At 64.7% G+C, this 17,976-nt stretch carries 19 protein-coding genes; 10 read left to right on the forward strand and 9 right to left on the reverse strand.

Annotated features, from left to right (window positions below; all coding sequences use genetic code 11):
* Positions 1-53: 53 nt before the first annotated feature.
* From J3454_RS11480 to J3454_RS11495, 4 genes are read right to left on the reverse strand one after another with little or no spacing between them, the layout of a single operon-like run.
* Positions 54-1,118 carry a DNA polymerase III subunit delta gene (locus tag J3454_RS11480; protein ID WP_349513882.1) on the reverse strand — a complete coding sequence of 355 codons (1,065 nt, stop codon included), beginning with the start codon at positions 1,116-1,118 and terminating at the stop codon, positions 54-56.
* The gene (lptE, locus tag J3454_RS11485) at positions 1,115-1,615 is read right to left on the reverse strand and encodes an LPS assembly lipoprotein LptE (protein WP_349513883.1); all 501 of its coding nucleotides are present in this window, start codon (positions 1,613-1,615) and stop codon (positions 1,115-1,117) included. Before lptE ends, J3454_RS11480 begins: the two co-directional genes overlap by 4 nt.
* Positions 1,615-4,137 carry a leucine--tRNA ligase gene (gene leuS / locus J3454_RS11490; RefSeq protein WP_349513884.1) on the reverse strand — a complete coding sequence of 841 codons (2,523 nt, stop codon included), beginning with the start codon at positions 4,135-4,137 and terminating at the stop codon, positions 1,615-1,617. The genes lptE and leuS overlap by 1 nt, the downstream gene beginning before the upstream one ends.
* 60 nt (positions 4,138-4,197) lie before the next feature.
* Positions 4,198-4,590, reverse strand: a complete 393-nt coding sequence (locus tag J3454_RS11495; protein ID WP_349513885.1) for a DUF3576 domain-containing protein — start codon at positions 4,588-4,590, stop codon at positions 4,198-4,200.
* A 433-nt stretch (positions 4,591-5,023) separates the two neighbouring features.
* Here J3454_RS11495 and J3454_RS11500 point away from each other — a divergent pair, with 433 nt between their 5' ends.
* Both J3454_RS11500 and phbB read left to right on the forward strand, forming a co-directional pair.
* Complete coding sequence (locus tag J3454_RS11500) at positions 5,024-5,782, forward strand: hypothetical protein (protein ID WP_349513886.1); 759 nt, start codon at positions 5,024-5,026, stop codon at positions 5,780-5,782.
* Between the two features lie 158 nt (positions 5,783-5,940).
* Complete coding sequence (phbB, locus tag J3454_RS11505; protein WP_349513887.1) at positions 5,941-6,663, forward strand: acetoacetyl-CoA reductase; 723 nt, start codon at positions 5,941-5,943, stop codon at positions 6,661-6,663.
* Between the two features lie 33 nt (positions 6,664-6,696).
* Here phbB and J3454_RS11510 read toward each other — a convergent pair whose 3' ends face one another.
* Positions 6,697-8,217: a replicative DNA helicase gene (locus tag J3454_RS11510; RefSeq protein WP_349513888.1), complete on the reverse strand. Its 1,521-nt coding sequence runs from the start codon at positions 8,215-8,217 to the stop codon at positions 6,697-6,699.
* 136 nt (positions 8,218-8,353) lie between these two features.
* On the opposite strand from J3454_RS11510, the gene J3454_RS11515 reads away from it, so the two are divergent.
* Genes J3454_RS11515 through J3454_RS11525 form a run of 3 tightly spaced genes read left to right on the forward strand, consistent with a single transcriptional unit; the run spans position 8,354 to position 10,052 of the window.
* Positions 8,354-8,887, forward strand: coding sequence for a UPF0262 family protein (locus J3454_RS11515; protein WP_349513889.1), 534 nt, complete (start codon positions 8,354-8,356; stop codon positions 8,885-8,887).
* A gap of 8 nt (positions 8,888-8,895) precedes the next feature.
* Positions 8,896-9,630: a glycoside hydrolase family 25 protein gene (locus J3454_RS11520; protein ID WP_349513890.1), complete on the forward strand. Its 735-nt coding sequence runs from the start codon at positions 8,896-8,898 to the stop codon at positions 9,628-9,630.
* On the forward strand, positions 9,609-10,052 hold the full coding sequence (locus tag J3454_RS11525; RefSeq protein WP_349513891.1) for a cytidine deaminase: 444 nt from the start codon (positions 9,609-9,611) through the stop codon (positions 10,050-10,052). The genes J3454_RS11520 and J3454_RS11525 overlap by 22 nt, the downstream gene beginning before the upstream one ends.
* Positions 10,053-10,061: 9 nt before the next feature.
* Here J3454_RS11525 and J3454_RS11530 read toward each other — a convergent pair whose 3' ends face one another.
* Both J3454_RS11530 and J3454_RS11535 read right to left on the reverse strand, forming a co-directional pair.
* Complete coding sequence (locus J3454_RS11530; RefSeq protein ID WP_349513892.1) at positions 10,062-11,201, reverse strand: M14 family metallopeptidase; 1,140 nt, start codon at positions 11,199-11,201, stop codon at positions 10,062-10,064.
* Positions 11,198-11,845 (reverse strand): hypothetical protein, encoded by a 648-nt coding sequence (locus J3454_RS11535; protein WP_349513893.1) that lies wholly within the window; start codon positions 11,843-11,845, stop codon positions 11,198-11,200. Before J3454_RS11535 ends, J3454_RS11530 begins: the two co-directional genes overlap by 4 nt.
* A 117-nt stretch (positions 11,846-11,962) precedes the next feature.
* Between J3454_RS11535 and galE the strand changes: the two genes are divergently transcribed.
* The 3 genes from galE to J3454_RS11550 all read left to right on the forward strand — a co-directional run bounded on the left by galE (position 11,963) and on the right by J3454_RS11550 (position 13,943).
* Entirely contained in the window at positions 11,963-13,015 is a 1,053-nt protein-coding gene (gene galE, locus J3454_RS11540) for a UDP-glucose 4-epimerase GalE (protein ID WP_349513894.1), read from the forward strand.
* A gap of 87 nt (positions 13,016-13,102) precedes the next feature.
* A complete protein-coding gene (gene ykgO / locus J3454_RS11545; protein ID WP_029724010.1) occupies positions 13,103-13,228 on the forward strand; it encodes a type B 50S ribosomal protein L36 in 126 nt (41 codons plus the stop codon).
* Between the two features lie 97 nt (positions 13,229-13,325).
* A complete protein-coding gene (locus J3454_RS11550; RefSeq protein ID WP_349513895.1) occupies positions 13,326-13,943 on the forward strand; it encodes an HAD-IA family hydrolase in 618 nt (205 codons plus the stop codon).
* Positions 13,944-14,183: 240 nt separating this feature from the next.
* On the opposite strand, the gene J3454_RS11555 is transcribed toward J3454_RS11550, so the two are convergent.
* Positions 14,184-14,525: a DUF8200 family protein gene (locus J3454_RS11555; RefSeq protein WP_349513896.1), complete on the reverse strand. Its 342-nt coding sequence runs from the start codon at positions 14,523-14,525 to the stop codon at positions 14,184-14,186.
* A 208-nt stretch (positions 14,526-14,733) separates the two neighbouring features.
* Here J3454_RS11555 and J3454_RS11560 point away from each other — a divergent pair, with 208 nt between their 5' ends.
* Positions 14,734-15,288, forward strand: coding sequence for a winged helix-turn-helix transcriptional regulator (locus tag J3454_RS11560; protein ID WP_349513897.1), 555 nt, complete (start codon positions 14,734-14,736; stop codon positions 15,286-15,288).
* A 61-nt stretch (positions 15,289-15,349) separates the two neighbouring features.
* Entirely contained in the window at positions 15,350-17,140 is a 1,791-nt protein-coding gene (gene recQ / locus J3454_RS11565; RefSeq protein ID WP_349513898.1) for a DNA helicase RecQ, read from the forward strand.
* Here the strand turns inward: recQ and J3454_RS11570 are convergent.
* Entirely contained in the window at positions 17,137-17,970 is an 834-nt protein-coding gene (locus tag J3454_RS11570; RefSeq protein ID WP_349513899.1) for a hypothetical protein, read from the reverse strand. The genes recQ and J3454_RS11570 overlap by 4 nt on opposite strands.
* Positions 17,971-17,976: the final 6 nt, after the last annotated feature.

A 17,976-nucleotide genomic window follows, 5' to 3' on the forward strand; every position in this document is an offset into this window, starting at 1 on the left:
TACAGGGAAAAGGGACAATTGTGCGACTGCGAAATGCGGCCTGTCACGTTTTGCTATCGCTTGGCGGCGAAGCGCGCCATTTCCGCCAGTTCCTGCGCCAATAGCAGCTCGGCGGCCTGACTGTTGGCTAGCAATGTCCGGTGCAACTCGGTGAGCCGCGGGATCAGCCGGTCCAGCCGCGTTTCGGGCGTACCGCGCTGGGCAGGCTGGCGCCACCGGTCGAATTGCTGCCGGATTTCGCGCGCCTCCTTGAAGAAGATGCCGAGCCGCGCCTGCTCGCCCTTGTCCAGCCGGTCAAATGAACCGCGCGGGCCGATATAGGCGACGATCTGCGCCAGTTGTGCCGTCCGCCGTTCCAGCGCCAGCGCCAGACCCACCGGATTGAGCCCGAGTTCGCGCATTCGCCTGATCTCGCCGCTCACCCGGCCCAGTTCTCCGCCAAGCACTGCGTTGACCAGCGGGGCAAACCCGTCCTCTTCCGTTGCGGCACCGATGGCGGCGTGATCTTCGATGGTGGCTGATTTGGGCGATTGCGGGTCTGCATCGCAATAGAGCGCGAGCTTGGTGACTTCCGACTGCGCCAGCCGCACGTCCAGCCCGGCGCCGCGGGCGATGCGTTCGGCCAGATCGCCGCCGAGCCGCAGGCCCGCCGCATCCGCCATCGCGCGCACCGCGCTGGCGACGGTGCCAAGATCGGGTTGGTAGAACATCGCTACCAGCGCATCCTTGCGCTTTTCCAGCAGTTTGGCGGTGCGCGATTTGTCAGTGGCGGAGGTGGCGACCACGATCACCGGCGCGGCGGCGCCCGCCCCAGCCTCGCTGGTCTCGATCAGGACCTGCAAGGCATCATGCGCCTCGTCGCCGCTGGCGCGCACATGGATATGCCGCTTGCCGCCGAACAGCGAGGTGGAGCGCGCCTCGTCGCCGAGCAGCGCGGGGTCGCGTTTCAGTTCGGCGCCGGACAATTCGACCCGGTCACCTGCATTGGGCAGGGCAGCGGCCAACCGGTCGGCTGCGGCGCTTGCTCCGGCTTCATCGGGGCCGCAAAAGAAGAACATTGCCAGCCGTTCAATCCCGGTGGGCAGGCCGCGGACGAAATCGCTGTTCCTGGCCTTCATTGCGGCGGAGCGCCGCGCGCCCGCAGTGCGAGCGAAACTTGCGTCGCCATCTGTTCGGCCACTGCGCGCGCAAGGTTTTCCAATGCCTTCTGCTCGGCTGCAATGGTCGCGTATTCGCTGCTGACCACGTCGATGCCGGCATCCGAACCGGCGGTGGCGTCGAGCAGGATCGCGCCGGTCGCGGCATCGACCAATTGGTAGCGCGCCCGCAGGATGCGGCGCTCGCGGCTGATGGTATCGTCGTTGAGCACGCCCAGCGCTTCGAGCGTATCGTCGAGCCGCACATCGAGCCGGTAGGCCGTAGGCGCGTCTCCGGCGATGCCGAGGCGGTCCTGCAGGGCATTGCGCACAAGCCAGCCGCCCCGTCCGGGGATCGCAGGCACCTCGACCGCCGCCAGCCCCTGCGCCACCGCCGCATCGCCGCCGCCCGCATACATCGGCGACAACCCGCAGGCGGGCAGCGCGAGACAGGCGAGGAGGGCGAGAATGGCGCGCATCAGGTGACGATATTCACCAAACGGTCGGGCACGACAATAACCTTGCGGATCGCCGCGCCATCGACCGAGCGTTGCAGGTTGGCCGAAGCCAGCGCCAGTGCTTCCAACGTGTCCTTCGACGCTCCCTTGGGCGCGGTCACGGTGTCGCGCAGCTTGCCCATGTGTTGCAGTGCGATGGTAACCTCGTCATCGACCAGCAGCGCGGGATCGACATCGGGCCACGGGGCGTCGGCCATCAACGCAGTGTTGCCCATCTTCGACCAGGCCTCTTCGGCCAGATGCGGCATCATCGGCGCGGCGAGGTGGACGAGCGCGCGGATGGCGGCGCTGCGGCTCGCCGACGGCGCGGCCTTTTCGGTTGCGCCGGTCAGCTCGTAAATGCGCGCCACGGCCTTGTTGAAGCCCAACGCCTCGATGTCCGACGCAACGGAGGCGATGGTCTGGTGGGTCTTGCGCTCGAGGCTTTTGTCCTCGCCTTGCGCGCCCGCGTCATGGGCCGCGAACAAGCGCCACAGCCGCTGGACGAAGCGCGCGCAGCCTTCGATCCCGGCGTCCGACCACGGCAGATCGCGTTCGGGCGGCGAATCCGACAGCATGAACCACCGCACCGCATCCGCGCCGTGACGAGCAATGATCGCGTCCGGATCGACAACGTTCTTCTTTGACTTCGACATCTTGATGACGCGGCCCACGTCCACCGGGGCGGCATCGGTCAGCAGGATTGCCCCGTCAGACGAACGATCGACTTCTTCGGGCGCAAAGAACACCGGCGCGCCGCGCACCGGATCGGTGCGGCTGTAGGTCTCGTGCGTCACCATCCCCTGCGTGAATAGCGCGGCGAAGGGCTCCTGCACCGCGATCTGGCCCATGTGTGCGAGCGCCCGCGTCCAGAACCGCGCGTAGAGCAGGTGCAAAATCGCATGCTCGATCCCGCCGATATAGTGCTGCACCGGCATCCACTTGGCGACCTCTTCCGGGTCAAAGGGGCGGTCTTCCGGCTGGCTGGCGAAGCGCAGGAAATACCATGAGGAGTTGGTGAAGGTATCGAGCGTATCGGTCTCGCGCCGCGCCGCCTTGCCGCATTGCGGGCAATCGACGTGCTTCCACGTCGGGTGGCGTTCGAGCGGGTTGCCGGGAATGTCGAAGCTGACATCCTCGGGCAGGGTGACGGGCAGCTGGTCCTTGGGTACCGGCACAACGCCGCAAGCATCGCAATGGATGAACGGAATCGGCGTGCCCCAATAGCGCTGCCGAGACACGCCCCAATCGCGCAGCCGCCATACGGTGCGACCCTCGCCCCAGCCGCCAGCCTCGGCGCGGGTGATGACCGCCTGCTTGGCGTCCTCAACGCTCATGCCATCAAGGAAACCGGAGTTGACGATCACCCCGTCGCCTGCCTCGGCCTCGCCCGCGAAGGGTGCGTCTGCCTTGGCCGGATCGGTCGCGACCACGCGCATGATCGGCAAATCGTACTTGGTGGCGAATTCGAAATCGCGCTGGTCATGCCCCGGCACGCCCATCACCGCACCAGTGCCATATTCCATGAGCACGAAGTTGGCGATGAACAGGGGCAGCGGCTCACCGGTGAAGGGGTGGCGCGCGGTGATCGCGGTGCGATACCCCAGCTTCTCCGCCGTTTCGACCTCTGCCGCCTTGGTCCCGCCGCGCTTGCACTGTTCGATGAAGGCGGCGACCTCGGGATCGCCCGCCAGCCCTTGGGCAATCGGGTGATCGGCAGCAATCGCGCAGAAACTCGCGCCAAAAATCGTGTCCGGGCGGGTGGTGTAAACCGGCAGATTTCCGCCGTCGGAAAGGTCAAAGCTGAACTCGAGCCCCTGCGACTTACCGATCCAGTTTTCCTGCATCAGACGAACCTTCTCGGGCCAGTCTTCCAGCTTCCCCAGCCCTTCCAGCAGATCATCGGCGAAGTCGGTGATCTTCAGGAACCACTGGTTCAATTTGCGCTTTTCAACCTCGGCGCCGCTGCGCCAGCCCTTGCCGTCGATCACCTGCTCGTTTGCGAGCACGGTCATGTCGACCGGATCCCAGTTGACGGTCGATTCCTTGCGATAGACGAGGCCCGCCGCAAACATGTCGAGGAACAGCGCCTGTTCGTGCCCGTAATATTCGGGATCGCAGGTGGCGAATTCGCGGGTCCAATCCAGCGCGAAGCCGATGCGCTGCAACTGCGCCTTCATCTGTGCGATGTTCTGACGGGTCCAGCCGCCGGGATGGACGCCCTTTTCCATCGCCGCGTTTTCCGCCGGCATCCCGAAGGCGTCCCACCCCATCGGGTGCAGCACTTCAAACCCCTGCATCCGCTGATAGCGCGCCAGCACGTCGCCCATCGTGTAATTGCGCACGTGGCCCATGTGGATGCGCCCCGAGGGATAGGGGAACATCTCAAGGATGTAGCTTTTCGGCTTTGAACTGTTCGAATCGGCGGTGAACGTGCCCGCCTCGGCCCAGGCGCGCTGCCAGCGTTCATCGGCGACGGCAGGGTCGAAACGGGTGTCGGTCATGAACGGTTTTCCGTCGGTGGGGCAGGCGCCCGAAAAAGGCGTTTAGAAAGCGAGCAGGGCTCAGGAAGCGAGCGCTTGGCGGCGCAGATCGCGCGCCTTGGTCAGGATGATGTCCTCCAGCTTCTGCACGGTCGCCGCCTGTACCGGGGCTTCGACCCAGTTGCCGGTCTCGCTGACCTGACGGCTGGCCGCGACCCGCAGTGCATCAGCGCGCAGGTCCTGATCGAGGATCGTCACCGTCAGCTTCACCCGCTCGCCCGGATTGGCGGGGTTGGCGTACCAATCGGTCACGATCACGCCGCCATTGCTGTCGGCCTGCAGCAGCGGCGCGAAACTCACCGTGTCGAGCGCGGCGCGCCAAAGGTAGGCGTTCACGCCGATGGTGTTGAGCTGCGCGGCCTGTAATTCGGTGCGCGGACGCTCATTGCCTCCACAAGCGGCGAGCAACGTCATTGCGCCGCCTATGAGAGCAGCGGTCATCACCCTTGCAAAGGGGGCACGGGAGCGGACGGAATTGGCGCGTGTCACTGCGGGAGGTTTCCTCATCATCTGTATCGCCCACGCTCTATAGCCCTCATGCCCTGCGCGGCAAGCTTCGATGCGCAGGTGAGCGGCGGAGCGCGTGCAATCCGCTTGCCTTCTCCTGCAGAGGCCTGATGCCCTTTACCTCCGCTTAACTTGAGGCTGGCGGCGTACGAAGGAAGATTCTGTGTGCCTGAGGCCACAGATTACCGGCGAATCCGGAGACCCCGGCGGCAAAGCCATTGCAACATAGCTTTGCGCGCCTATCACAGTTTAAGGGCTTGCCGGGACGACTCGGTCAAGGTCATGTTCATGAATGAACGGCGACAACCGATTCATTTCAAACGGGGAAGCGAACAACGCGATGTCACACGGGCTACACATTACAGCAAAGGTGCAGCGCAAGCTGCCGATGCTGACTGTGTGCGGCGTGCTGGCGTTGGCTTTGCCGAGCGCGGGTTGGGCGCTCGCGGACAAGAGCGTGCCGTCCGCAGCGACCTCAATCCAGGCGCTGGGTCTCAACGTCTTTACCCCGGCTTCGGTTGATCCGGAACTTGCCGCTCGCGTGGCCGATAAGGCCCGGGCCCACGGCATTCGCTTTACGCCCGCCGGGGCGACGCCGGTTGCGGGTGAACGCACGGTGACCGTGGCAGTGCGGGTCGACAGCGAAGAAGCCCGTGCCATTTCCGTTCGCAAGGCGATTGATGCCGTCCCGGGGCGCGGCGCCGGGCTGTCGGGTCTTGAGGCAAGCCGGTTCCAGCTCGGCACGGCACGCGGTTACAAGAGCTTTGCCCGCCCCATCGAGTTGCCCTCCCAGGTGCGGCGCATGGAGCTGCCCGATCTGGCGCAGTTCGAACCTTCGCGTCCCAAGGCTGACAATGAGCCCTCGCGCCTGCAGCCACGGATCGAATTGGAAGACCGTGAGATTGCCGGGCGTTCGCCCAACACGCTCGATGCGATTGGCGCACAAACGGTGGGCGTGGGCGGTAGCTTCCGCCTTTCGCCCAATCTCAACGTGACGGCGGGCGTGCGCTATTCGCAGGAACGCGAACGGCTCGACCCGCTTACCAATTCGGTGCAGGATAGCCAGGCGGTCTACGTCGGGACACAGATCAAGTTCTGACACCTCAGGGCAGCGTGGGGGTCCGTTCATATTCCTGCGAGCCGTACCTTGTATCTCCGCCAGTCGATCCACTCAGCGCATAGCTATTCCCTGCTTTCCCTGACGTTACGTCAAGGCTAGTGTGCGAACACAAGCAATCGCATCAAGGGGGAAATGTCATGGGCCGGGTAGCCATCGTAACCGGAGGAACGCGCGGGATCGGCGAAGCGATCTGCCAGCGGCTCCAGCGTCAGGGCCACACGGTCATCGCCAATTTCGCCGGCAATGAAGACAAGGCGCGCGCGTTTTCCGAAGCCACCGGCATTCCTGCACGCAAGTGGGACGTGGGCGATCACGAAGCCTGTATGGCCGGCTGCGCCGACGTGGAAGCGGAATTCGGCCCTGTTGATATCGTCGTCAACAATGCCGGAATCACCCGCGACGGCACGCTCCACAAGATGAGCTATGCCGACTGGGACGAGGTGATCCGCGTCAACTTGGGCGGTTGTTTCAACATGGCCAAGGCGACCTTCCCCGGCATGCGGGAACGCGGCTGGGGCCGGATCGTCAATATCGGCTCGATCAACGGGCAGGCGGGCCAATACGGGCAGGTCAACTACGCCGCCGCCAAGTCCGGCATCCACGGCTTCACCAAGGCGCTGGCGCAGGAAGGGGCGAAGTTCGGGGTGACGGTCAACGCCATCGCGCCCGGATATATCGATACCGACATGGTGGCGGCGGTGCCCGCGCCGGTGTTGGAAAAGATCGTCGCCAAGATCCCGGTCGGCCGATTGGGTATGGCAGAGGAAATCGCCCGCGGGGTCGCCTTCCTCACCAGCGAAAATGGCGGATTCATGACCGGATCGACCATGAGCATCAACGGCGGCCAGCATATGTATTGAGGCAGGGGCTGCCCGGCTTCGCTGCGGCGCCCCTTACTCGTACCCGTAGTCCGAATAGTCCTTGAAACTGGGCGAAGTGAACTTCGTGATATCGCTCTGGAAGTGGAGCGGCACATTGCCGGTTGAACCGTGGCGCTGCTTGGCAACGATCAGCGTCGCCTTGCCCACCATCTGTTCGAACTTCTCCTCCCATGCGCGGTATTTCTCCTGCACATCTGGAGTGGAGTTGGCATCGGGCGTGTCGGGCTTGACCAGCATCTGGTAGTAATCCGAGCGGAAGATGAACCACACCATGTCCGCGTCCTGCTCGATCGAGCCGGATTCGCGCAGGTCGGACAGCATCGGGCGCTTGTCCTCGCGCTGTTCGACCGCACGGCTGAGCTGCGACAGCGCGATCACCGGCACCTGCAATTCCTTGGCCAGCGTCTTCAAACCCCGGCTGATTTCGGAAATTTCGTTCACGCGGTTGTCGTTGGCGCGGCCCGATCCTTGCAGCAATTGCAGGTAATCGACGACGATCAGCCCGATATCGTGCCGCCGCTTCATCCGCCGCGCGCGGGTGCGCAAGGACGCGATGGTAAGCGCTGGGGTATCGTCGATATAAAGCGGTAGCTCGGAAAGGCGCTGGCTGGCGAAGCTCAGCTTCTGGAAATCCTCGCGGCTCAACTTACCGCTGCGCAGCGCTTCGGACGAAATCTCGGCCTGTTCGGCCAGAATACGCGTGGCGAGCTGATCGGCGCTCATTTCCAGGCTGAAGAAGGCGACCGGCGCGCCGTAATTGAACTCGCCCCCGTCGCGCTGCCATTCGAGATGCTGTTCCGCGCAGTTGAAGGCGATGTTGGTGGCGAGCGAGGTTTTGCCCATGCCGGGACGCCCAGCAAGGATGATAAGATCGGAATTGTGCAGGCCGGCGGTTTTCTGGTCGATAGTGGCCAGCCCGGTGGTCTTGCCCGATAATCCGCCGCCTGATTGCATCGCCGCTTCGGCCATCTTGATCGCGGTGAGCGCGGCATCCCGGAAACTCGCCGCCTCCCGCCCCGTCGCCGCGCCTTCGGCCACGCGGAACAGATCGGCCTCTGCCTGCGCGATGCGGTCCAGCGGCGAGGTGTCTTCGGAGGTATCCAGCGCCCCTTCGACCAACCCGCGACCGACGCTGACAAGCTCGCGCAGCAAGGCTAGGTCATAGATCTGCTGCGCCAGCTCGCGCGGGGCGAGCAGGCCCGCACCGCTGGCGGTAAGCTGCGCCAGATAGCTGGTGCCGCCCAGTTCCTTCAGCGCCTCGTCCGCCTCGAAATAGGGGCGCAAGGTGACGGGCGAGGCGGTGGCGTTGCGCTCGATCAGCACCAGCACGCGCTCGTAGATTCGCGCATGGAGCGGTTCGAAGAAATGTTCTGCCCGGACCGGAACCTGCAGCTCCTCGATCACCCGGTTATCGATCAGCACCGCGCCCAGAAACGCGGCCTCGGCCTCCAGATTGGACGGCAGCTTGCGCGGCGCGGCGTCCGGGGCGGGGGGTGCAGGGTTGATCGGAGTGACTTTTTCGGGTTCGGCCATGCGCGCCTGATGCGCCTTGCAGGGGGCATCAGGCAAGGGCGAAAGCCGCCAATATTTTTTTCGTTTGCTGTGGATAGCGTGGAGATTTCGTCGAAGTGCTTGAAGTGCGGCCCCTCCATCTGCGAAGGCAGACGATATGGCCGATCTGCCGCCCGATTCCCTGCCCATTTCGCCCGCCGCCGGAGGCTCGGGTTCCTATCGTATTGCGAAGGTTACGCTCGACGAGGCGACGATCCTGTGGCGCAACGCCGATGTTGAGCAGGAACGCCGGGTGGCGATCTATGATCTGATCGAGGAAAACACCTTCAAGCCGCTGCGGGCCGCCGAGCGTGGAGGCAAGGGGCCGTATCACCTGCACCTGTCGGTCAATGACGGACGGCTGGCGATGGATGTCAGCGACGAAGGCGGGCAATTGCTGGAAACGCTGCTGATCGGCATGGCGAGGTTCCGCCGCCCGATCCGCGAATATTTCGCGATCTGCGATTCTTATTATCAGGCCATCCGCAAGGCCACGCCTTCGGAGATCGAGACGATCGACATGGCCCGGCGCGGCATCCACAACAATGCCGCCGAACTGCTGCTCGAACGGCTGGAGGGCAAGGTTGACACCGATTTCGCCACTGCGCGTCGGCTGTTCACGCTGATTTGCGTGCTGCACATCAAGGGCTGAGGGGCGCAATGGCTCGCAAACGGACCGCTTCGGCGCGTGGGACGCCGCACGGGGCCACCCGCCGCTGGATGCTGCGCGGATTTGCGCTGGCGGGGCTGGTTGCCTTCGCCTTCGCCGCATGGCTGTGGTGGGACATGCGCGATTGGCACCCGGATGAAGCGCTCTATCCCGAACAAGGCGCGGTAGCGCCCGCCGGCACTGCTGCTGTGAAGTTCGAGACGCTGAAGGCCATCGGCGCGCAGTTTGCCTATATTCCGCTGGTCGCCGAACCTTTCGTCAACGGAGGCATCGCGTTCTCCGAACGGTTCCGGCGTGCGCGCGAGGCGGGGTTGCAGGTCGGGGTGGTGCTCGATTTCGATCCTTGCGTCCGGGCCGACGGGCAAAGCGGTGCTTTCGCGCAGATGGTGCCGCGTGACCCCGATCTGCTGCCCCCCGCAATCGGCCTTGCCCGGCTTGCCGACGGCTGCGCTCCGGCTGTGAGCGATGCGGCGGTTGAAAGCGAGTTGATGACGCTGATCAACCAGATCGAGATGCATGCCGGAAAGCCGGTGATCCTTAAGCTTTCGCCCGCGTTCGAGTTGCGCCACCGCACCGCAAACACGCTGAGCCGGGACCTGTGGCTGATGCGTGACCGCGCCCGGCCCGACTATGCCGGGCGTCCATGGCTGCTATGGAGCGCCAACAGCCAGCGGATGACCGCAGCAAGCGAGGAGCCGATCGAATGGGTGGTGGTGCAGAAATGAGCCTTGTGCCGTCGCAGGAACAGGCACTGATCGCCGCAGCCTTTGCCGCTGCCGAACACGCCTATGCGCCCTATTCGGACTATCCCGTGGGCGCGGCGCTATTGTTCGATGACGGCGCAATCCTGACCGGCTGCAATATCGAGAACGCCAGCTACGGCCTCGCGTTGTGCGCCGAGACTGTCGCGGTGGCCAAGGCGCTGGGCGGAGGGCGGCGCGGCGGGTTGGTGGCGGTCGCCGTGGTCGGGTTGAAGGCAGATAGCCAGCCGATCACGCCGTGCGGGCGCTGCCGACAGGTATTGAACGAGGTCGCCGCATTGGGCGCAACCGATCCGCTGGTGCTGTGCGTCAGCAAGGACGATGTTCGGCGGGTGGCGCTATCCGCGCTGCTGCCGCACGCCTTCGGCCCTTCGCATCTTGGCTAGGGCGCTCGCCTAGCTGTCGCGCCCTTCCAGCCACTCCACCAGCGCCGCCATGCATTCGCGGCCCAACAGCCTGCACCGCTCGGGCGACCAGCCTTGTTCGGGCTCGGGGAAATCGGCCAGATCCTTGTACGGCATCTCCAGCGTCATCGCGACCGCGCCGAACCGCTGCGCCACCTGATTGGTGCTCATGGCAAGGTTGGCGGAGCCGGCGCGCGCCTTCGGATAGCCCAGCTTGGTCTGGAAATCGGGCGTGCGCCGGTCGAGGATGCGCTGGTAGCGATTATAACCAGCGCCCTGCGCCTCGGTCCATGACGGGATGCCATCGAACCCGGCGATGAACACCGCCGGGATTGCTTCGTCGGCGTGGACGTCCATCGCGAAATCGACGCCGGTCGCATCCATCCGGTTGCGGATCGCCAGTACTTCAGGCGCGCGTTCCGCCGTCGGCTCGGCCCATTCGCGGTTCAGGTTTGCGCCAACTGCATTGGTTCGCAGATGCCCGCGCCGCGAACCATCTGGGTTGCAATTGGGAACGACATGAATCCGGCACGCCTTGCGCAGCGTCCGCGCAACCGGGTCGGCAGGATCGGTCAGGCAATCCAGCGCGCCCTCCATCCACCATTCGGCCTGCGTCTCGCCCGGATGCTGCCGGGCATAGAGCCACACCTGCGTTTCGCCTTCGCCCATTTCGAGGCAATCGATCGGCTGGCCATCCAGCGTGGTGCCGAGCCGAAAATAATCCACGCCCTCGCAAGCAGCGGTCTCGGCAATCAGATCGTGGTGCCGCTCCGTCGAAAAGGGCGCGAAATAGGCAAACCAGCACACGTCCGACGCGGGCAGGTACCGGATCGTCAGCGTGCCGTTATCCTCGTCCTTGTCGAACGTGCTTGCCGCACGCGCCCAGTAATCACGGTCTTCAGAAACGCAGGCGTCGTAATCGGGCCAGCCGCCCGGATAGGCGCTGGCATTGAGGCCGGTGATCTTGAGCACGATCTCTTCGCCCGCTTTGGCGGCGACGCGGAAATGGAACCACTGGAAAAACTCGGATTCGCTATCGCGCCGGATCGTAAGGCGCGCTGTGCGGCCTTCGATGCCGATCACCTCGATATTGCCGCTGTCGAATGCGGCATCCACAAACATGGGGGTCATTGGGTTCCTTGAAGCTTCTTTGCGTCGATCGTCACCATTTCGCCATTGCCACCCGGAAAGTCCCTGAACAACCCTGCTGCAAGTGTGGCGGCGCTGGTGTTGATTTGCGAGTAGGGCGATTTGACTCCGGTGGCGATCTGCGCGCGGCCTTCCCATAGGGTTTCGCCATCGGTGCGGGAAATGCGCACCGAAAGATCGGTCAGCACGCTGGGGCTTTCGCGCCCGCCGCCCAGATTGATCCCCACGCCCATGCCCACGCCCGAGCCAAAGCCGCCGGTCTGCCCGCCGACCCCAACATTGACCGGCCCGCGGCGATTTTCCACCGCAGCGGCGATGCCGTTGCGGCTGGTGCGGATCGCTGCAGTCTGCGCGGCGGGCACGCCCTCGGGCACTACGGTATAGCCGAGGCTGGTCAGTTCCCTTCCGACCGCCGCGGCAAAGGCCGCGCGCGCGCCGGGGTTGCCGATTTCATCGGGAAAGGTCAGCGCAATCGTCCCCTGTCCCAGCCCGGCCGGATCGGGCGCGACAAAGCGGGTGACTTCGACGGGGCCGGTATAGGGCGTGGTGGCGCAGGCCGACAGGCCGAGCGCTGCAGCGCTCAGGATCGCTGGGGCAAGCAGGCGGATAAAGGAGGTGCTGTTCATGCCGGGGTTCCTTTCGTAGCCGACCGCTTATAGAGGTCGCACCGGAATGTGGACAGGCCTGCTTTGTCTGCTCCAGGTTGAGATTTTCTAACCGCAATCCGTGCTAAGGCCGATCGTATGAAGGTGCAGAACAAGCCTCCCGTGCTGGTGACCGGCGGTGCCGGCTATATCGGCAGTCACGCCGTGCTCGCGCTGAAGGATGCGGGCTGGCCGGTGGCGGTGATCGATAACCTGTCGACCGGCTTCCGCTTCGCGATCCCTGACGATGTGCCGCTGTATGAAGGCGACATCGCCGATGCCGCGCTGCTGGCGCGGATCTTCGACGAACAGGGCATGGGCGATGGGCGCGGCGCGATCATGCATTTCGCCGGCTCGATCGTGGTGCCCGAAAGCGTCGCCGATCCGCTAAAGTATTACCGCAACAACACCGCCAACAGCCGCGCCCTGATAGAGGCAGCGGTGACCGCAGGCGTACCGCACTTCATCTTCTCCTCCACAGCGGCAACCTATGGCATCCCCGACGTGGCCGCCGTTTCCGAAGATACCCCGCAGCGCCCGATCAACCCCTATGGCTGGTCCAAGCTGATGACCGAACAGATGCTCGCCGATGTCGCTGCCGCGCATCCAATGAACTTCGGCGTGCTGCGCTATTTCAACGTCGCCGGGGCCGATCCAGATGCGCGCAGCGGGCAATCGACGGCGGGCGCGACGCACCTGATCAAGGTCGCGATCGAGGCGGCGCTCGGCATGCGCGAATCGGTTGCGGTGTTCGGCACCGATTACGGGACGCCGGACGGGACGGGCGTGCGCGACTACATCCATGTCAGCGATCTGGCGGCGGCGCATGTGCTGACGCTGGAGGCGCTGATTGCCGAGCCATCACGCTCGTTGACGATGAATTGCGGCTATGGCCGGGGCTTCTCGGTGCTGGAGGTGCTCGATGCGGTCGACCGGGTCACGAATCGCCAACTCGACCGGCGCCTTCAGGGGCGCCGCGCAGGCGACCCCGATTCGTTGATCTCCGATTCGCGCCACTTGCGCGCGACTCTAGGCTGGGATCCGGCCCATGCCGATCTCGACACGATCATCGCCCATGCGCTAGCGTGGGAGCGTAAACTGGCCGATCTGCGCGAGGGGGAGAGCGGCGCCAGGGTCGATACTTCGCGTTGACGCGAGGCCCACCAGCCGCTATCGGCCCACACAGATTTCCGCGCGTCGGACTGGTTCCGGCGCGCTTGTCATTTGAAAGATTGAGCCATGAAGATCGTCAACAGCCTCAAGTCGCTGAAGGGTCGCCACCGCGACAACCGCGTGATCCGTCGCCGAGGGCGCACCTATGTCATCAACAAGACCAACCGTCGCTTCAAGGCCCGCCAGGGCTGATTGATGCGTGGTGCGGCTGCCGATGCGGTAGCCGGTGAATTCAGCGGCCCGCCTCCTTACCGGAGTGCGGGCCGCGGACTTTTGTGGAGTGGGCGACGTGGAGAATGACGGTTTGCGGCGCGCTGTGGTGTTCGATGTGGGGCGAGTGCTGTTTCAATGGCAACTGCGCGCGCTTTTCGAAAAGCTGATCAATGACGCTGAGGAACTCGATTGGTTCCTCGCCCATGTCGTGACCGAGGAATGGCATTTCGAACATGACCGCGGCCGCGCGCTCGGGGACATGGTGCCCGAACGGATTGCGCTGTTTCCGCAACACGAATCGCTGATCCGCGCCTATGCGAGCCGATTCAATGAAACAGTGCCGGGACCGGTCGCCGGCTCGCACGAAATTGTCGAGCGGTTGGCGGCGGCTGGCGTGCCGTTGTTCTGCCTTACCAATTTCGGCGACGAGTTCTGGCACATGTTCCGCCCGACCCAGCCGATCTTCGAGCTGTTCGCAGACATCGTCGTGTCGGGCGTGGAGAAGGTCGCCAAGCCCGACCCACGCATCTACGAAATCGTCGAGGAGCGTACCGGACGGGGGGGCGCCGATCTGTTCTTCACCGACGACAACCCCGCCAATATCGCCGCGGCACGCGCGCGCGGCTGGAACGCGCACCTGTTCACCGATTCGGCGAACCTTGAAGCAGCGCTGGCCGACGCCGGCCTGCTCTAAGTCTTTCGCTCGCCCGATCCGGGCGAACGTCTTCGCCGCTATTTCGCGTGCGCCGAGCGAGCGGCTGCGGGGTGGCCGTGTGGCCTTGCGAACCCGTGGGGTTCGATGTCAGCACCGATCTGTTTGGTATCGGTATAAACAAACCCCCGGTCGCGCCTTGCGGAAGGTGCGCCGGGGGTCGTGGAGTGCCGTGCGGGCTGGAGAGGTGCACGCACGGCGGGGATCAGTTGCGGCGCTGGATCAGCCGTTGCACTTCGCCAGCTCTTCAGCCGCCAGCTCCTCGCCATCGACCTTGAAGGTGGCGATTTCGCCGAACTTGCGGTTCAGGCCGCGGCAGATGCGCAGCGGGCGGGCGGGAGCCTTGTTGGCGACGCAGGTGGTGCCTTCGCACGCCCAGGCAACGCCGCCGGCGACGGCACGGTTTTCACCGGCTGGGGCCGAAAGCGTGGCGGTGTAATAGGCGCTGGCGGCCGCATTCGCGGGGGTCGCGGTGGCAACACCGAAGCTGAGGCCGGTGTAGACCATGGCGGTGGCGAGGACAGCAAGCTTGCCGGTGCGGTTCAGGGAGAGGGTGTTGGTCATCGGGGTTGTCCTTTGCATTGTATTGTTTTGGGCGGGTTGCCCTGTGGCCTCTGTTATCTTATTTTGCAATGCAACATTTCAATTCGAAACCAGTTGCTATTCGCTACCTAACTTCCTAGGTTTCTTATTGCAACTGAAAATTGAAATTTTTTTGTGACTGCCCGCAAAAGCGGTTACACATGACCCCGGACGGGGAAGGGACTGATATATGGGCGACTTGAGAGAACCGCTGCGTGACCTGATCGAATGCGGATTGCCGCAGGCGCTGGAAGTGATGGGCGAACGCTGGTCGTTCATGATTTTGCGCGCCAGCTTCAATGGCTTGAAACATTTCGAGGAATTCCTGACCGAACTCGGAATCGCGCGCAACATCCTCTCCAACCGCCTCGCCAAGCTGGTCGAGCACGGAATTCTCAAGCGCGAACCCTGTGCCGATGATCGCCGCAAGATCGAATATCGCCTGACCGATAAGGGCTTCGATCTGCTCCCGGCGATGCTGGCGCTGCGCCAGTGGGGCCAGAAATACGGCAACGAACAGGTCATCGAAGACCCGGTGCTCGTCGACGAGCGTGACCGGTTGCCGATCGGTCCGGTCTCAATTCTGGCGCATGACGGGCGAATCCTCGGCCATCATGATTTATGGTTGACCCGCCCGGAAAATCTCGGGCGACGCGCGGACGGAACCATCGCAAACCCCGGCGCGGAACTGGGCCAGGGCGACGTGGTTGATCTCGAAGCCGCAAAGAAAGCCGCCGCCCTATAACCCGTTGATAGCGACTCGGTGCGGGTGCCTTCTGCCCGCCGCATCGGCTAGGGCGGCGGGAATGAGCGCGGCCCTTCCCTCCGAATGTCACGATATCCTGCGCCGCACCTTCGGCTTCCCCGGCTTTCGCGGGCAGCAGGAGACGGTGATTGCGCGAGTGATGCAGGGGCAGCACAGCCTTGCGCTGATGCCGACCGGCGCGGGCAAGAGCCTGTGTTATCAGGTGCCGGCACTCGCTCGGACAGGCACCGCAATCGTCATATCCCCGCTGATCGCGCTGATGCACGACCAGATCCGTTCGGCCAGCGCGGCGGGCATCCGCGCGGCGTCGATGACATCGGCCGATGCCGACAACGCCGCCACCGCCGAGGCGTTTCGATCAGGCGCGCTCGATCTGCTGTATGTTGCGCCCGAACGTGCTGCGACCGCGGGTTTCCAGAACTTGCTGGAGCGGGCGCAAATCGCGCTGTTCGCCATCGACGAGGCGCATTGCGTGTCCGAATGGGGACACGATTTCCGCCCCGATTACCGCAGCCTTCGCCCGGTGCTCGATCGGTTCCCGGAGGTCCCGCGGCTCGCGCTTACCGCCACCGCCGATCCGGCGACGCGGGTGGATATCCTGCGCCAGTTGGGCATTCCCGATGCTGGCCTGATCGTCGCCGGGTTCGATCGGCCCAATATCCATTATGCCATCACAGCCCGCGATAACGGCCCGCGCCAGATCGCCGACCTGCTCGCGCGCCTGCCGGGGGCGGGTATCGTTTACGCGCCGAGCCGCAAGGCGACCGAGGATATCGCCGCTCAAATCGCGCGCACCGGGCGGGAGAGTGCTTTCTATCATGCGGGCCTCGACCCTGAGCGCCGGGCCGAAACGCAGGCCGCGTTCGTGCGATCGGAAAGCATGGTCATGGTCGCAACCATTGCCTTCGGCATGGGGATCGACAAGCCCGATGTGCGCTTTGTGATCCACGCCGGCCTGCCCAAGTCGATCGAGGCCTATTATCAGGAAACCGGCCGCGCGGGCCGCGACGGCGACCCGGCCGAAGCGCACCTGTTCTGGGGGGTGAGCGATTTTTCCCGTGCGCGGCAATGGCTGAACGATGTCGAGCCAGAGCGGCTGGCGGGCGAGCAGGAGCGCTTGAACAGCCTCGCTGCGCTGGTCGAAACGCCCGAATGCCGCCGAGCGATCCTGCTGAAGCACTTTGGCGAGCACCCACCCGCTCAGTGCGGCAATTGCGACAATTGCGCCAATCCGCCGCAGGTGGTGGATACGACCGAACTGGCGCAGAAACTGCTCTCGGCGGTCTATCGCACCGGGCAGAGCTTCGGCATCGGCCATATCGAAAAGGTGCTGACCGGGCAAAATGACGAACGCATCACGTCCCGCGCTCATGACAAATTGTCGGTGTTCGGGATCGTTGGCGCGCAAGAGGCGCGGCTGCTGCGCCCGCTCGCGCGGACGCTGGCGGCGCGCGGAATCCTGGCGGCGACCGAGCATGGCGGGCTGATGTTGGGGCCAGAGGCGCGCAGCGTTCTGAAGGGCGAAGCTGCCGTCGCCATCGCCGAGCCGCCCGTGCGGCAACGCCGTGGCCGGCGCACGCGGGATGAGGGCGCGCCCAACCCGGTCGGCAACCCCCTGTTCGAAGCGCTGCGGAACCGGCGCAAGGAACTCGCCAGCGAACACGGCATCCCGGCCTATGTCATCTTCCATGATTCGGTGCTGCGCGACATGGCGCATCGCTGTCCGGAGACGCTCGCCGAACTGGGCACGATCTCGGGCGTTGGCGCAAAGAAGCTGGAGACCTGGGGGGCGGATTTCTGCGCGGTGATCCGCGATCACCTGCGCGCCTAACGCTGCGGGCGGCTCTCCAGCCCGTAATCGATCCTGATCCGCACCCATGATCCGAACTGTTCGCGTCCGCCGACGCGGGCGGGGCGCACCCGGAACTGCCACGCCGCCGCCATCACCGCGCGCCCGATCTGCGAGCCTTGCGGACTTTCATTCAGCAGCACGCAGTCTTCGACATAATAATCGGGCACGGTCCGGCAAGCGATCAGCGCCGCTGACGGCGGAGTCGCGGTGGATAGATAGCCCCTAAGCTCCTGCCGCGTTGGTTCGCGATACCAGCGTGCGGCATAAAGCGGCTCGCCATTGGGCGCAGTGCCGACCTGCTGACTGTCACCCGAACTGCGCGGGTCGCCGGTATCCGCCGGGCCGTAACTGCGATTGGGTCTGATCCGCGCTCCGATCTTGGGCGGGGTGGGGCTGGGTTGGGCTTCCGGCTCAGGCGGTGCAGGCGCGGGCGGCGGCGGGGCAGCGGGCAGGGGCGCAAGCGCGAGCGGCGAAGGCCGAAGCGGCTGCGGCTGGGGCAAGGCTTGATCGGGGACCGGCTGCGTTTCCTGCGGGGTCGCGGCCTCTGCCGCTTCCTCGGGCTGCGATTCGGGCTGCGGCTCGGGCGGTGCGGCAAATTCGACAGCGGTGAATTCGGTCACCACCGTTTCGCTGTCCGGATCGCCTGCAATTTGCGCACCCAGAGTGAATAGCAGCGCGACGATCAGCGCCTCGATGGCCAGCGCGATGGCAAGGCTGATCGCACGCTGCCGCCGCCGCCCGCCCCATGCGGCAGGCGCGCTGACGGGCCGCTCGGCCACCATTGCTGAAGGATCGTCTGTAATCGCCAATGCGCC

This window comes from Erythrobacter sp. NFXS35 (assembly GCF_040148725.1).
Taxonomy (GTDB): domain Bacteria; phylum Pseudomonadota; class Alphaproteobacteria; order Sphingomonadales; family Sphingomonadaceae; genus Erythrobacter.